The 14,101-nt window shown below is 62.9% G+C and carries 15 protein-coding genes; 11 read left to right on the top strand and 4 right to left on the bottom strand.

The features are described 5' to 3' along the window. Positions 1–49: 49 nt before the first annotated feature. Entirely contained in the window at positions 50–904 is an 855-nt protein-coding gene (locus tag AAE021_RS07120) for an aldo/keto reductase (protein WP_342024918.1), read from the bottom strand. Between AAE021_RS07120 and AAE021_RS07115 the strand changes: the two genes are divergently transcribed. The 3 genes from AAE021_RS07115 to AAE021_RS07105 are packed head-to-tail and all read left to right on the top strand — an operon-like array spanning position 903 to position 2,274. Then, positions 903–1,172, top strand: a complete 270-nt coding sequence (locus AAE021_RS07115; protein ID WP_342024917.1) for a hypothetical protein — start codon at positions 903–905, stop codon at positions 1,170–1,172. The genes AAE021_RS07120 and AAE021_RS07115 overlap by 2 nt on opposite strands. Further along, a complete protein-coding gene (locus tag AAE021_RS07110; protein ID WP_342024916.1) occupies positions 1,169–1,717 on the top strand; it encodes a TetR/AcrR family transcriptional regulator in 549 nt (182 codons plus the stop codon). Before AAE021_RS07115 ends, AAE021_RS07110 begins: the two co-directional genes overlap by 4 nt. Further along, positions 1,714–2,274, top strand: coding sequence for a dihydrofolate reductase family protein (locus AAE021_RS07105; protein WP_342024915.1), 561 nt, complete (start codon positions 1,714–1,716; stop codon positions 2,272–2,274). The genes AAE021_RS07110 and AAE021_RS07105 overlap by 4 nt, the downstream gene beginning before the upstream one ends. Before the next feature lie 48 nt (positions 2,275–2,322). Here the strand turns inward: AAE021_RS07105 and AAE021_RS07100 are convergent, their stop codons facing one another. After that, on the bottom strand, positions 2,323–3,192 hold the full coding sequence (locus AAE021_RS07100) for an MBL fold metallo-hydrolase (protein WP_342024914.1): 870 nt from the start codon (positions 3,190–3,192) through the stop codon (positions 2,323–2,325). A 163-nt stretch (positions 3,193–3,355) separates the two neighbouring features. Between AAE021_RS07100 and AAE021_RS07095 the strand changes: the two genes are divergently transcribed. Then, positions 3,356–3,841 (top strand): NUDIX hydrolase, encoded by a 486-nt coding sequence (locus tag AAE021_RS07095; protein WP_342024913.1) that lies wholly within the window; start codon positions 3,356–3,358, stop codon positions 3,839–3,841. A 44-nt stretch (positions 3,842–3,885) separates the two neighbouring features. Here AAE021_RS07095 and AAE021_RS07090 read toward each other — a convergent pair whose 3' ends face one another. Then, on the bottom strand, positions 3,886–4,290 hold the full coding sequence (locus tag AAE021_RS07090; protein WP_342024912.1) for a DUF6069 family protein: 405 nt from the start codon (positions 4,288–4,290) through the stop codon (positions 3,886–3,888). Between the two features lie 205 nt (positions 4,291–4,495). Here AAE021_RS07090 and AAE021_RS07085 point away from each other — a divergent pair, with 205 nt between their 5' ends. From AAE021_RS07085 to AAE021_RS07075, 3 genes are all read left to right on the top strand, one after another. After that, on the top strand, positions 4,496–5,812 hold the full coding sequence (locus tag AAE021_RS07085; protein WP_342024911.1) for a hypothetical protein: 1,317 nt from the start codon (positions 4,496–4,498) through the stop codon (positions 5,810–5,812). Between the two features lie 126 nt (positions 5,813–5,938). After that, a complete protein-coding gene (locus AAE021_RS07080) occupies positions 5,939–6,961 on the top strand; it encodes a zinc-dependent alcohol dehydrogenase family protein (protein WP_342024910.1) in 1,023 nt (340 codons plus the stop codon). A gap of 283 nt (positions 6,962–7,244) precedes the next feature. Next, positions 7,245–8,345 (top strand): hypothetical protein, encoded by a 1,101-nt coding sequence (locus tag AAE021_RS07075; RefSeq protein ID WP_342024909.1) that lies wholly within the window; start codon positions 7,245–7,247, stop codon positions 8,343–8,345. Positions 8,346–8,378: 33 nt separating this feature from the next. Here AAE021_RS07075 and AAE021_RS07070 read toward each other — a convergent pair whose 3' ends face one another. After that, complete coding sequence (locus tag AAE021_RS07070) at positions 8,379–9,473, bottom strand: AI-2E family transporter (protein ID WP_342024908.1); 1,095 nt, start codon at positions 9,471–9,473, stop codon at positions 8,379–8,381. A gap of 356 nt (positions 9,474–9,829) precedes the next feature. Between AAE021_RS07070 and AAE021_RS07065 the strand changes: the two genes are divergently transcribed. Genes AAE021_RS07065 through AAE021_RS07050 form a run of 4 tightly spaced genes read left to right on the top strand, consistent with a single transcriptional unit; the run spans position 9,830 to position 14,032 of the window. Continuing rightward, positions 9,830–10,900 (top strand): LacI family DNA-binding transcriptional regulator, encoded by a 1,071-nt coding sequence (locus AAE021_RS07065; RefSeq protein ID WP_342024907.1) that lies wholly within the window; start codon positions 9,830–9,832, stop codon positions 10,898–10,900. Positions 10,901–10,950: 50 nt separating this feature from the next. Then, entirely contained in the window at positions 10,951–11,850 is a 900-nt protein-coding gene (locus AAE021_RS07060; protein ID WP_342024906.1) for a carbohydrate ABC transporter permease, read from the top strand. Further along, entirely contained in the window at positions 11,847–12,686 is an 840-nt protein-coding gene (locus tag AAE021_RS07055) for a carbohydrate ABC transporter permease (RefSeq protein WP_152218365.1), read from the top strand. The genes AAE021_RS07060 and AAE021_RS07055 overlap by 4 nt, the downstream gene beginning before the upstream one ends. A 50-nt stretch (positions 12,687–12,736) precedes the next feature. Beyond that, positions 12,737–14,032: a sugar ABC transporter substrate-binding protein gene (locus AAE021_RS07050; protein WP_342024905.1), complete on the top strand. Its 1,296-nt coding sequence runs from the start codon at positions 12,737–12,739 to the stop codon at positions 14,030–14,032. Positions 14,033–14,101 lie beyond the last annotated feature (69 nt).

Genomic DNA, 14,101 nt, shown 5'->3' with positions numbered 1-14,101 from the left:
GCCGCGCGGCGGGCCCTTCCCTTCCGGAGTGCCCGCCCCGCCGCGGACATCACTTGCCGCTGAAGACCGGGAACCGGCTGGAGCGGCCGTAGTCGCTGAAGCGCAGGCTCCGCAGGACCTGCATGTCTGCGTCGGAGATGGCGAAGTCGACCTGCGCATTGTTTTCCATGTGCTCCGGGTTAGCCGTTTTGGGCAGCGGCACCGTGCCCAGTTGCAGCGCATACCGGATGCACAGCTGCGGGACACTCACCGAGTAGCGCTCCGCCACGGCGGTGACCTCCGTATTCCGAAGCATCTCGCCGTGGGCAATGGGGGAGTAGGCCTCGATGAGAATGTCCTGCCCGCGGCAGTAGGCGAGGAGATCATCCGGTGTGTTGCCAACATGGAGGAGCACCTGATTGACCTGCGGAGCCACCGTGCAGGAGCCGAGGATGTTTTCCAGGTCCTGCCGTTCAAAGTTGGAGACGCCAATGGATCGGAGTTTGCCGGCCTGCTGTGCCTCCTCCAGCGCCCGCCATGCCTCCCGGTTGCCCTCGGCATAGGACCCGCCGCGCCAGTTGTCCCAGGGTTGGGGGCTGTGGATCAGCATCAGGTCTAGATACTCCAGGCCCATGGTGGTGAGCGATCCGTCGATCGCCGCCACCGCGCCGTCGTAATCCTTGATCTCGGCGGCGAGTTTGCTGGAGACGAACAGGTCGCTGCGCGGCACGCCGCTGGTGCGCACCCCGTCTCCGACGCCGTGTTCATTGCCGTACGCCTGGGCGGTGTCGATGTTGCGGTAGCCAATAGCCATTCCGTCCCGGACGGCCTGCGCAGCGCTGCCGTCCGGGATGAACCACGTGCCCAGGCCCAGCTTCGGGATTGGTTGTCCGTTGGCCAGCGTGTAGGTCTCGTTCAGGATCATGGTCCTGCTCCTTGAGTTGGCGGAAATGCACGGCCTTTACTGCCATGGTGACGCAGCCTTCCGCCCGGCGGAACGGTTGGCTGGAACTCCGGGGTGCCCTGCGGTGGTTCCAATGAACGGGCTGGTCGGCGATGTCGCGTTAATCCGGAAGGGAACGCGCGAGTCGATCGAGTTTGGTGACAACCAGAGCGTCCCCGGATCTGAAGACAGCCTTGGAATCACAGCGATGACCAACGAGTTAGTAAACTATGATTTACTAATGGTGTGAGTAGACCCCAGCGTGCCTCCGATGACGAGTTGCTCGACCGCATTGATGCCGTAATCACCCAGCGGTCTTCGATGGACCCGTGGGGGCTGCATGATGTTGCCCCAGCTGCGGGCATAAGCCCCGCCGGGCTGATCAAACGATTCGGCTCCAAAGAGGGTTTGCTGCTCGCACTTACCCGAAGGTGGATCGACCGCATACCGGATACGCCTGCGGGAACTGTCGATGCGTTGACCGAGCTTCGCGAATACATCGAGGAGAACTTCGCCGCACCCACGTCGGCGTCAGCGGTATTCGGCCTCGGGGAGCTTATGCGCGACCTCTGGTCGCCTACCTCGGCCGAATTGCTCCGTGACGGATGGCGCAAGCAGGCACACTACTTCGCCGTTCTCCTGGCATGCCTGCCGCTGCGGAAAGACATTGACCCCCGGTCCGCATCCCTGGCACTGCTCGATGGGCTTCATGGCAGCCTTTACCGCCTTGCCGTGGACCTGCACCCCAATACCCCAACACAGACCCTGGACGCCCTTTTGAAAGGCTGGACATGACTACTGATCGCACCTGGCATGGATGTGTTTTCATCGGCACAAGCCTTGACGGTTACATTGCAGGACCCGACGGCGACCTCGCCTGGCTCACTGACCCGTTACCTCGACCTCACACCACGGATTCCACGGCACATCCCGCCCTTGTGTGGGAGACGTTTTTCCCCACCGTGGACACGTTGGTCATGGGCCGCTCCACCTACGACACCGTTCTTGGCTTCGACTCATGGCCATTTGAAGGCAAGCGCGTCATCGTACTCAGCACGACCATCCCGAGCAACAACCAAGTACACGTTGTTCGTTCAGTCTCCGAAGCACAACAAATGCTCGACGCCGAAGGGGCTGCCCGGGTGTACGTCGATGGCGGTCGCACCATTCAAGCATTCCTAGCCGAAGGACTTATTGACGAAATCACGGTTTCGATCGCGCCGGTGATCCTGGGCCGAGGAAGGCGCCTGTTCGGGGACCTCGACCAGGACGTGCTGTTGACCCTCCGCGGCCATCATTCGACACACGATGGCGGACTGCTGCGAGCAACATACGACGTACACACGCGGTAGCCCGACCGCAGATGATGTGTGGCGAGACCGGAACCAGCGCCCGACCGGTCACTGGGTGGGCCAAAGAATGAACTCATCCCAGATCGCGCGAACTGGCTCCGGACCCGCAGCATCAAGAGCAGAGCGCAGCTTGTGGAGGTGTTCGACTCGCAGTTCAAGAGGCGGTTCATCGGGCTGGTAAGTCGTGCGCACGGGATAATCCAAACCGGAGGTGCTGGTCATCTCGATGTGACACCCAAGGACGTAGGTCACCGGGTGCGATTGGCAGAATTCGATGAGACGATCAATGCTTCGCGAAAAGGCTTGCCAGTCATTGATATACAGCCGGCCCCGGTACACCGTGTCGCCGGTGAAGAGGATTCCGGTCCGCGGATCGTAGAACGTGACGGCCGCGGCGTCGTGACCGGGCGTGGCAAGAATGTCCAGGGTCCGCCCACCAAGATCCAGCTTTGTTTTGTCCGAGGTGTCGGATAGCCCGAGGAAGTGCCACGCTGATGTTATATCCGCTGGCACCAGAGTTGTCTGGGTGCGGTCAAAGAACTGGGCATCACCGGCTGTGTGGTCGCCGTGCGAATGTGTATGCAGGATCAACAGTTCGTAGCGGGGATCGACGTCGGAGTGGCGGCTCATCCACGAATCGATGAGACCATCGACCACTGTACGCAGCGGGAAGTGCTGTTGAGACACGGTGGCGCCGGTATCGAGCAGTACGACGCGTTCGCTCCCGAAGAGGAGAAACAGAAACGGGGCTTCGTAGTTGATTGCCATGTTTTGCCGAAGGACAACACTGTCTGCGTCATACCAGTGGACCTGCACATCCGGGTCAGCATTGTGTTTGGAGGACTCTGAACCATGGATCCACTGCGTAGGCAAAGGTCGCGCCACCGGCCCGGTGGAATGGACAGTTTCCGTCGACATCAGCGCTCCTCGTTGTGGGACACCATGCGTCCCTCGGGTGTCCAGCCTAGTTGCCTGATTCCCAGGACGACGCCCACGGCGGCCCGTGCGGCAGGATAAAGGCATGCCTCTAAACAATTTGTTCACAAGCCTCCGGGCTCTTCCCGGCACAGAATCAAGGGACGTGTACCTGCGGTTCCTGGAGACGGCCGGAGATGCTGCTTTGTACAGGAATGGCGGGCCGGAGCATGTCACGGGGTCCTGCTTCGTCTTTTCGCCTGGCTTTGATCGTGTTCTCCTGTGTTTCCACCGCAAGGGGCAGTTCTGGGTGCAGTTCGGCGGCCACGTCGAGCCGGCTGACGCCTCAGTGGCAGAAGCCGCACAGCGGGAGGCCCGCGAGGAGTCCGGAATTGCTGACCTTGTCCTGCTTAGCCCCGCCATCATGGATCTTGACCGGCACGATCTGCATGGCGGATTCTCGTGCGCCGCTCATTGGGATGTCGGATTCGCCGCTGTTGCTGCCCCCTCCGCCGTCACATCCGTGAGCGATGAAAGCGAGGATGTCCGGTGGTTCCCTATTAACGAGTTGCCGGCGCAAGTGCCACCGAGCTTCCGTACGCGTTTGGATAATGTCCGGCGCATGGCAATGTTGCTGACTGACACTCACTAATTACCTAACCAGGGGCGGGCCTCCCACCCCGCATCCGGTGGGCATCAGCGTTTGGCCGGACGCAGACCCACTGCGATCGCGGCGGCAACAACAATATGCATCAACGCGAGCCCGATGAAGCCGAGGGAATCGAACCCCACGGTTGCGGTCATCACGATAGTGAGCAGGGCCAGACCAATGCCGACCCATCGGCCGATTCTGAGGAACGCCGGGTTGCGCCGGGAAGCGAACGCAACAACCGCGAAGCCGACCAAGAGGGGGACGACTGTCATAACGAGGACGTTGGCCACCCCCACTTGCACACCGACGGTGTTCACAAAGTCTGCCCCCGCTGCCTTGAAGATGAGCAGAAGTGCAACGTTGATGATGGCGGCGGCGAGGATGCACGCCGCCAAGAGGGGTGCGCGGACCGCAGTTTTCTGCCGGGCGGGGGAGGCGGGCTGAGTCATGGTGAGTCCTATTCATCGAAGCTGTCTTGGGGATTCGTCAGTATCGAGGGGCAGGCGGTTGGTGGCCGACGGCGAAGCCGCAAGCCCAGCTCACTTTCGGAGCTGCTGCAAGAGTGATTTGAAGAAAGCCGGCACCTGCCCAGCGCTTCAAAACAGACACCGGGTACGGCGGTTTGGCTGACTCCTGTTGGGTCCTTAGGAGAAAATGATCCAGCGATTCAGCATTTACTTTCGACAGGAGCAAACGGTGGATGACGAGATCCAGTTGATCAACGACGGCGATGGTCTGGCGGTCATTGGTGACCCAAGCGCCGTCGAACCTTTCCTGTCCTCGGAAGGTCTGGCGTCGAAAGACCTGGAGCTGCGCCGGCTCGGCCCCACCCTTGGCAAAGCAGCCGGGGTGGCCGAGATGGGTTCCCAGATCGCCGCCAACTCCGGGCGCTGGGTGAAGTTGACCGAGGAATCCGCGCAAGCCATAAAGAAATACGGCCTGATGAAGAACTCTCAAACGGGACTCAGCATGGGTGTCGTGCAGGCCAAGGGGCAGGGCAGAGGCATCAAAGCAATCGTTCAGTTCAGCAGCGGGAATGCATCCAAGCTGGCCAACCCAGCACTTCTGGCTGGCGCAGCGGGAATCATGGCCCAGGCAGCGATGCAGCAGAGCATGGATGAGATCACCGACTACCTCGCCGCTATTGACGAGAAGGTCGACGATATTCTGCGAGCCCAGAAGGATGCAGTGCTGGCGGACATGCTGGGGGTGGATTTTGTCATCGAGGAGGCACTGACCGTCCGCGCCGAAGTGGGCCGCGTGTCCGACGTGACATGGTCGAAAGTGCAGGCGACGTCAGGCACGATCGGCCGGACGCAGGCGTACGCGCTGCGTCAGCTTGAAGCCATGGCGGAAAAACTCGAAGAAAGATCAGGGGTCGGGGACCTTGCCAAGGCAACAAAGGATGCCGAGGACAAGGTGCGGGAGTGGCTTGCGGTTCTTGCGCGGTGCTTCCAGCTCCAGGATGCCCTGAACATCCTTGAGCTGGACCGTGTTCTTGATTCCTCGCCCGAGGACCTTGACCGACACCGCCGCGGCTTGAAGACCGCCCGGCGACACCGGACCGAGCTCATAGCCCGGAGCGCAGGGCGGCTGCTGGCCCGGCTGGATGCCGCCGCTGGAACGGCGAACGCAAAGGTCCTGCTGAACCCCTCATCGTCCCGGGCCGTCCTGAAATCCAGCAACCAGGCCGCAGCCGGCATTGCTGACTTCCAGGGGGTGCTTGGCATCGACGCCGGGCGGGAGGCGTTGGAAGCCAGGCTGTGGCTTGAGGCAGCGGAAGACGTCAAAGACCGAGTGGTCGGGGCGGGTGCCGACGGCGTGGATGCGGCGAAACGGCTCGGCATGGAAGGTTTTGACGCCGCCAAACGGATGGGAACTGACACCGTGGGCAAGGCGAAATCGGTTTCGGGAAAGGTGGCCTCCCGGCTCGCCGAGCGGTCTGCCCGCAGGCGGCGCGACGCCGATTAGCGCTTCCAAACGGGCGGCCGGAATGCCCGGCTGACGTCGCCCGCTACCGGCCGGGACTTCCGGAGCGCCGAGGGCAATGGTCTGCTGGATAAGGAACTGCACAGGATCCTTGAAGGGAGCAACCTCATGCGCGGAGTAGTCATTCATGCCCCCGGTGACATCCGGGTGGAGGACCGCGGGGACCCGCGGATCATTGAACCAACCGACGCTGTCATCCAGCTCGCCGCAACCTGCATCTGCGGCTCCGACCTCTGGCCATACCGCGGCATCGAAGACGTTCCGGCCGTGGCGCCGATGGGCCATGAATACGTAGGCACCGTGACAGAGGTTGGCAGTGGGGTCCGCACGGTGAAACCCGGAGACTTCGTCGTCGGATCCTTCTGGGCCTCCGACAACACCTGCGAGATTTGCCGGGCCGGTTTTCAAAGCCGCTGCGTCCAGGCGCAGCCGATGGGTGCGATCGGCACCCAGGCGCAGTTCGCCCGGATCCCGCTTGCCGACGGCACCCTGGTCGCTACGCCCGGCCAGCCCGACGCCGACCTGCTGCCGTCGCTGATGGCCGCCTCCGATGTGCTCGGCACCGGCTGGTTCGGTGCTGTGGCCGCCTCCGCCGGTCCCGGCAAGACCGTGGCGGTGGTGGGCGACGGCGCCGTCGGGCTCCTTGCCGTCCTGGCCGCCCGCCAGCTCGGCGCCGAGCGGGTCATCGCCATGAGCCGGCACCCCGAGCGGCAGGAACTGGCCCGCCGCTTCGGCGCCACCGACATCGTTGCCGAACGGGGAGACGACGGCGTGGCCGTCATCAAGGACATGACGCACGGGCTCGGGGCACACTCGGTAGTGGAGGCAGTGGGGACACAGGAATCGATGATGCAGGCAGTCCGCTCCACCCGGCCCGGCGGGCACATGGGTTTTGTGGGCGTATCCCACGACGTGGCGCTGCCCGGGCTGGAACTGTTCTTCGCCGAGATCAACATGCTTGGCGGGCCGGCACCGGTCCGCCGGTTTTTACCCGAACTGATCGACCTGATCTGGAACCGGACCATCGATCCCGGCCTGGTCTTCGACCTCACCCTTCCCCTCGAGGACGCCGCGGAAGGATACCGGGCCATGGACGAACGCCGGGCGGTGAAAGTACTGCTGACTCCGTAAATCATCCTCAGCGCTGTCCTGCCGCGGCGCCGCCTCTATTGCCCGGCGGACATCTGCTGGACACTGAAAACACTGGCCCCGGGACCGCGGCGCCGGATACTCATGGCAGCCAGCCGCGGGATGCCGCTTCGCCAGCCCTCTGTCGAGGAAGAACAGGCGAACCGTACCCCGGAAAGGCATTCCGATGAGACTTCCTTCTCCTAGCCGGCGGGCTTTCTCCGCACTTCTCACCGTCTGCCTTCTGCTCCTGGCGACGGGATCAGGTGCATTCGCCTCATCCCCGGTGTCCAGCCCCCAGTCCGCGCCTTTTGCCGTGGTGAACGACGGCACCGGGCCGCAGTTCTACAGCGGCCTGAACATCGACGTCCAGGATGACGTTTCCGGTGACGTGTACGCCTCCGGGCAAAGCGTCACCATCAGCGGAAACGTTACGGGGGATGTGATCGCGGCAGCCCAAACGATCACCATTACCGGCAACGTCGACGGAAACGTGCGCCTCGCCGGGCAGGACGTGACCATCAGCGGCGACGTTGCGCGCAGTGGAACGATCTTCGCGGCAACCGTCACCATCACCGATGCCGGGTCATTCGGGGAGGACCTGGTGGGTGCCGCGGGTGACATCGCCATCTCCGGGGCTGTCGGCCGTGATGTCGAGGTTGGCGTTGGAAACCTCACCATCAGCGGGACGGTCGGGGGCAACCTCACGTACAACTCCGACGAGGAGGCAAATATCTCCGCGGATGCGGTCAGCGGCACCGTGGAGCGCATCGCCCCGGAGCCCGAGCAGGAGCCCTCGGCGGGGGAGAAGTTCGTTGGGTGGCTGCTCGGATTGTTGTATGCGCTGGTTGCGCTGAGCCTTGTCACGGTGGTCGCGGGCTGGCTCTTCCCCCGTTTGCTGCACCGGGTGACCGATCGGCTCCTGCCTCGGCCATGGCGGGCGCTGCTGGTCGGTTTCGTGGCATCCATCGCCGTCCCGTTTGTGGTGCTGCTCCTTCTGGGCACAATTATCGGGGCGCCTCTGGGGCTGTCAGTCCTTCTGGTCTGGATAACGCTGACGCTCGCCACCTTTGTCTTCGGCGCCTATTTCATTGGCAGGCTCATCTTCCGCGGCAACCAGCATCCAGTGATCAAGGCGCTTGTCGGGGGTCTGATCCTCATTGTCGCGCTGCATATTCCGTGGCTGAACGTCGTCGTCTGGCTGGCCATGGTGTTCCTTGGCCTCGGTGCGCAGCTGTTGGCAATCTACGACCGTCGCCCCTGGCACCGCGCACCGTCCGCACCCGGCGTCTCCGGCGTCTCCGGTGTCGAGCAGCGAAGGGGCGACGGCGTCGAGCAGCGAAGGGGCGACGGCGGGGACCAGCCCCCAACCTTCGACTCTTACTGAAGCCCTCCGCAGCCTGGGGAGTGGATCACGCGGTCATTCCGGGTTACGCGGTTCATCCGGGGGTGCCGGGGCGTCCTCCGGGCCGTCATCGCCGCTGATCCACTGTGCGAAGCGCGCACCGGGGTCCCCGCCGATGATCAGGAAGCGGGCAAAGAGAGTGAGCGGCACAGCCAAGAGCGAGCCGACCGCTCCCAGCAGGGTTGTCCAAAGAACCACCGAGGCGAAGGTCAGCGTGACGCTCAGTCGAACTGTTTCCCCCACGAACCGGGGCTGGACCAGCACTTGGAGAGTGACGTTGACGATGCAGTAAATGGCCAGCACCAGCAGCCCCAGCCCCCAGCCGCCAACCGCGACAGCGAGCACGACGGGAGGCACCACGCCGAGGACGAAACCAATATTGGGGATGTAGTTGGTAACAAACGCCAGCACCGCCCAGACGAAGGGACCGGGTACACCGAGCAGCCAGAGGGCGAGTCCGTCAATCACCGCGACGGTCAGCCCGAAGATCGAGTTGACGAGGAAGTACCGGTTGGTTCCGGCGGTGAACTGGTTGAAAGCGTGCAGTCTCCGGCTGCTCGCCTCCGCGAGGTCCTTCGGAGGGTTCTGCCACCGTGCAGCATCCATCCCGAGAAACATCGCGTAGGCGACGACAAAAAAGATGGCCGTGCCCAGGCCCACCAGTTGCGTGCCGGCGTTGAAAACGGTCGTCAGGAGTGTGGATGGCTGGATGGCCCCGGCAACCTCCTCCATCGACACGGTGCTGAATCCGAGGCTTTGGAAAAACGACTCAAGTGTTGCGGCGCTCTCTTCCAGCTGGCCTGCGTTGGTGGCCAGAATGCTCCCGAATTGCCCCAGAGCCAGAAGGACCAGCACTGCCAGGACCGCCAGGATTCCCCACGCAATAACCACGACGACGAGGGTGCCCACCCAGCTTGGGGCGCCGCGCCGATCCAATGGTCTTCGCGCCGGCAAAGCGATAATGATGAGCGCCGCGGCCAGCACCAGCGGCGCCAGGATCGATCGGCCTGCCCATACCGTCCAGCAGGCACAGCCGGCAGCCGCCAGAGTCAGCAGAATCCGTGTTGGCCTTGCAAGTCCGGGTGGCCCGGGCGGCTCACGATCACTCATGGGGCCTCACAGTTATCAGGGGAACGACGACGCTAAAGTCCGGGTTCCGCTGCTTCTTCCCTGCGGCCCCCACCACCACAGGTTGGCGCACAGGCCAATCTCCGTCTAGAGGGCAGCCTGGTAAAGCGGCGTCCAAGAGGCGGGAATCTTTCCTTGCTCCTGATCGGCGCATGGCCTTCCCAACATCCGGAGTCACGGGTCCTTTGGAGCTAAGAGGCGTCTGGGATTCTGCTCACATCCGTGTTGATCGCTGACCCTGACACCGGGTGCAGAAAACAATTGCTTGACACAGCAGCTCATCAATGGAATCGTCTCGTGCATCCACTGTAAACGTTTACAGCACTCGAAGGAGAGCGTTGGCTCGGGTCACTATCACTCAGGTTGCGGCACACGCCGGCGTTTCTGTGGCGTCTGCTTCACGGGCCCTCAACGGGCTCATAGCGAGCCCCCAAACGGTTGCCAAAGTGCAGCACGCCGCCGAGGAACTCGGCTACGTCGCCGATGCGACGGCACAGTCCCTGAAGCGGGGCCGAACAAACCAACTCGTCTACGCCGTCGCCGACATTGGCAACCCGGTCTACGTCGAGATGATGACCGCGGTGGAGCGGGTCGTCTCGGCATCCGGCTACCGGCTGGTGCTGTCCTCGATGGGTACCCTGTCCTCCTCAGTCGACGTGGTGCGTGACCTGAGCCGGGGGTATGTGGACGGCATGATTCTGTCGCCGCTTCGCGTCACGGATGAGCTCCTTGCGGTGCTTGCGAAGACGCCGGTGCCGGTCGTCGTCCTGGGACATTTGCCGGACAGCCAGAGTATTGACAACGTGCGTGCGGATTCGCGCACTGCCATGCGTCTTGTTGTTGACCATCTTGCTGCCGAGGGCCGGCGTGACGTCACTTTTGTGAACGGACCCAGCGACACCACCCCTGGTGCTTTCCGGCGGGACGGATTCGCCGCAGCAGTCGCTGCCCACCCGGAAATCCTGGCGAGGAGCGTCGAGGCTGAGGACTTCACGATCGGGGCCGGCTACGCTGCGGCCCGCCGGGTGCTGTCCGGTGAATTCCGCCCCGATGCCATCGTCGCCGCCAATGATCTGATCGGAATCGGCGTGATCCGGGCCGCCGAAGATTTTGGGCTGTCCGTTCCGGGCGACATCGCCGTCACCGGTATCGATAACACGGAGCTGGCCGGAGTCGTCCGGCCGGGCCTCACGAGCGTGGACCTCGGCGCCGACGAGCGCGGCCGCGCCGCAGCGGAGCTGCTGCTCCAACGCATCACGGACCCTGCGCGTCCCGCGCACACCATTGCGGTTGCGCCCTCGCTGGTTGTTCGCGGCTCTTCCCTCGCACGCAGGCCGGACCCTGCCTCGTCTCCTACGCGTGACCACACTGAACACACCGATCTCAATGAGGAGAGGGAAGCCGGATGAGCACCGCAGCCACAAGCACTCCACGCGATGTGAAGGAGGCGCCGCGTCCAGTGAGACGCGTAGGCCACCGCGTTCGCGCGCAACGGCGGGAAGCCATCACGCTGGTGATCCCCGCGCTCCTGCCGATCATTATCTTTTCCGTTATCCCGCTGGTCAGCGGAGTCGCCCTCGGCTTCACCGATGCCACGCTGAAGCGGAACGCGGAGATCAACTTCATCGGTTTCGGAAACTTCATTGAACTCTTCGGCGACCACCGTTTCTGGGGCTCTTTCGGCATCGGCATCGTCTGGGCCGGTTCCGTCGCACTTCTCACCCTTGTGTGCGCCATGGGACTGGCACTGCTGCTCAACAGCGATTTGCGGCTAAAGGGCCTGACCCGGGTGCTGGCATTGATCCCCTGGGCGATGCCGCCCGTGGTCATCGCGATCGTGTGGCGGATGATTTACAACCCCAATTCAGGTCCGCTGAACGGCATGCTCGAAGCGGTGGGCATTCCGGGCGTCAACTGGCTTGGCGACTTTTCCACCGCCCTGCCCGCCGTCATTGTGGTGGGAGTCTGGGCGGGGATTCCGCAGACCACTGTCCTGCTGCTGGCCGGTATGCAGTCCATTTCCGCGGAGCAGCATGAGGCAGCTGCAGTCGACGGCGCCGGAGCGTTCCGCCGGTTCTGGCACATCACCCTCCCGGCCCTCCGCCCGGTTGTTTTCGCTGTCACCGCGCTGGACTTCATCTGGCAGTTCAACTCCTTTGGCCTCATCTATGTCCTCACTGAAGGCGGCCCCGGCGGCCGGACGATGATACCGCCGCTGTTCACCTACTTGGAGGCCTTCCGCAACCGCGAAATCGGATACGCCTCGGCAATGGGTGACGTGCTCGTCATCGCGATCCTGCTGGTTCTGTCTCTGTACCTTGTCAACCAGTTCCGTCAGACAAAGGGAGCACGCTCATGATCACCAGGCGTCCCTGGTACGCGACGGCGCTCATGTACGTCGCCCTTACCGCATTCCTCCTGTTCCTTGGGTTCCCGCTGCTGTGGCTGCTGTCGGCGTCGTTCAAATCATCGGGTGAGCTGAACTCGCTCGCCGTCAACCTGCTGCCGGCCACCTGGGACTTCAGCAACTACGGTTCCGCCCTCGAGCGCCAGAACCTTTTGACCGCCGCCGGCAATTCGGTGCTGGTATCCCTGGCAACGATGGTGATCACCGTGCTGCTGTCGATGCCGATGGCCTACGCCCTCGCCCGTCTCAAGGGGCGGCTCCGCGCTGCCGGCACGGTGTGGATACTGACCAGCCAGGTCTTCCCGTCGATCCTCATCATCATCCCGTTGTTCCTGGTGCTGCGCACGATCAATCTCAACGACACCCTACTCGGACTGACCCTCGTGTACGTCACCTTCACCCTGCCGTTCACGCTCTGGATGCTGCAGGGTTACGTGTCCGCTATTCCGGCGGAACTGGAGGAGGCCGGTGAAATGGATGGGGCTTCGCGCATCACGATTCTGCGGAGGATCATCCTTCCGCTGCTCGCACCGGGGCTGGTGGCAACGGCCATGTTTACCTTTGTCTCGGCCTGGAATGAGTTCTTCCTCGCCCTTGTCCTGCTGCAGAGCCCGGAGCTGTACACACTTCCCATCGCCCTGCGTTCGTTCCTGGGCGCGGAAGGGCAAACCCAGCTGGGCCCGCTGGCAGCAGGTGCCATTCTCGCGACCATTCCGTCGCTCATCATCTTCACCATCCTGCAGAAGAAGCTGACCGGCGGAATGCTCGCCGGAGCAGTCAAAGGCTGACCCTGCCCCCTAAGAAAGATCGACCACAACAGAACAAGAAAGCGAGCATCATGAAGAGAATACGAGGCATTGGCGCCGTCGCGTTCGCGGGCGTGACCATCCTCGCCCTGAGCGGTTGCCAGCAGGGCAGTGCCAGCAATGAATCGGAGAACGCCGACGGCGGCCCCGTAACCCTCCAGTTCCAGTCGCTGTCCGACCAGCCAACCACCCAGGCTGCCGTGAAATCCATAGTCGATCAGTGGAACACGGAGAACGAAGACGTTCAGGTAAAGATTGTCCAAGCCGGATGGGACGGGACCTTCGACAAACTCATCACCCAGTTCACCGGTGGAACGGCACCGGACATCATCCACTATGAGGCGAGTTCCATTGCCTCCTTCGCGGCGGACGGCTACCTCGCTGACCTGACCGACCTCATCGACGAGGACCTGAAGCAGGACATCTCCGAAGGGATTTGGGACTCTGTCACACAGGACGGAGAGATCATCGCCTATCCGTCCACTCTGCAGTCCTACATGGTGTTCGCCAATGCTGACCTCCTCGAAGCCGCCGGGGTTGAAGTTCCCACCGGCGACACGATGACGTGGGAAGAGTTGCAGACCATCGCGAAGGCAACAACCACCGAAGGCAATTTCGGCATCGGATGGGGTCTTGGATCGCCGACGGCGACGATGATGAGCCTCTCGCTCGGTTTTGACGGTGGCTTCTTTGACGGAGAAGGCACTGACGCGTCGATCGATGTTGGCGACTCCGAGCTGGCGGTGCCCGAACTGATCCATGAAATGGCCTACACCGACAAGTCGATCGAACCCACGTCACTGACACAGTCCGGGTCGGACGTACTCGCCTCGTTCTACGGAGGCAAGGTCGCAATGACCGTGCAGGGATCCTTCCAGGCGACGAACATTGCCAACGACGCCCCCGAAGGGCTCAACTGGGTGGCCCTGCCTCCGCTTGAGGGTTCAGCCGGCGCGATCCAGGCCGCAAACCCGCAGACCTACTCGGTGAACGTTGATTCCGAGTACGTGGACGAGTCGGCTGATTTCCTCAACTTCTTCATGAGCGCTGAGAACCTGGCCTCCATCGCCTACGCCGACGCACTGATCCCGGCGTCCTCCTCAGCCAGGACCGAGGTGGAAACACTGGCCGCGGACAACCCCGCCTGGGAACAGGTGCTGGCATCAGGCGAAGGGCTGCAGGGACCGCCGTTCCTCAAGGTCGAAAAGTACACGGAGTGGAAAGACACCATCGCCACGCCGGCCTTCCAGCAGTACCTGGCTGATCAGATCACCAGCGACGAGCTGGCTAACCAACTTTCCACCGGCTGGACTGACATCGCCGGTTGATGACGCGCGGGGGTGAGCCGCCGGTTCGCCCCCGCCGTCGTCATTTTCGGAGGTAAACAAGGAGTGAGA

This window comes from Arthrobacter citreus (assembly GCF_038405225.1).
In the GTDB taxonomy this organism is placed as follows: Bacteria; Actinomycetota; Actinomycetes; order Actinomycetales; family Micrococcaceae; genus Arthrobacter_B; species Arthrobacter_B citreus_A.
The sequence above is the reverse complement of the archived record's forward strand: the minus strand, read 5'-3'. Positions and strand labels throughout refer to the sequence as shown.

What these genes read in the sequence shown, in the direction of transcription:
- AAE021_RS07115 (WP_342024917.1), top strand. Translation starts at nt 903, where the DNA reads ATGGTCCTGCTCCTTGAGTTGGCGGAAATGCACGGCCTTTACTGCCAT.
- AAE021_RS07120 (WP_342024918.1), bottom strand. Translation starts at nt 904, where the DNA reads ATGATCCTGAACGAGACCTACACGCTGGCCAACGGACAACCAATCCCG.
- AAE021_RS07105 (WP_342024915.1), top strand. Translation starts at nt 1,714, where the DNA reads ATGACTACTGATCGCACCTGGCATGGATGTGTTTTCATCGGCACAAGC.
- AAE021_RS07100 (WP_342024914.1), bottom strand. Translation starts at nt 3,192, where the DNA reads ATGTCGACGGAAACTGTCCATTCCACCGGGCCGGTGGCGCGACCTTTG.
- AAE021_RS07090 (WP_342024912.1), bottom strand. Translation starts at nt 4,290, where the DNA reads ATGACTCAGCCCGCCTCCCCCGCCCGGCAGAAAACTGCGGTCCGCGCA.
- AAE021_RS07085 (WP_342024911.1), top strand. Translation starts at nt 4,496, where the DNA reads ATGATCCAGCGATTCAGCATTTACTTTCGACAGGAGCAAACGGTGGAT.
- AAE021_RS07080 (WP_342024910.1), top strand. Translation starts at nt 5,939, where the DNA reads ATGCGCGGAGTAGTCATTCATGCCCCCGGTGACATCCGGGTGGAGGAC.
- AAE021_RS07070 (WP_342024908.1), bottom strand. Translation starts at nt 9,473, where the DNA reads ATGAGTGATCGTGAGCCGCCCGGGCCACCCGGACTTGCAAGGCCAACA.
- AAE021_RS07055 (WP_152218365.1), top strand. Translation starts at nt 11,847, where the DNA reads ATGATCACCAGGCGTCCCTGGTACGCGACGGCGCTCATGTACGTCGCC.
- AAE021_RS07050 (WP_342024905.1), top strand. Translation starts at nt 12,737, where the DNA reads ATGAAGAGAATACGAGGCATTGGCGCCGTCGCGTTCGCGGGCGTGACC.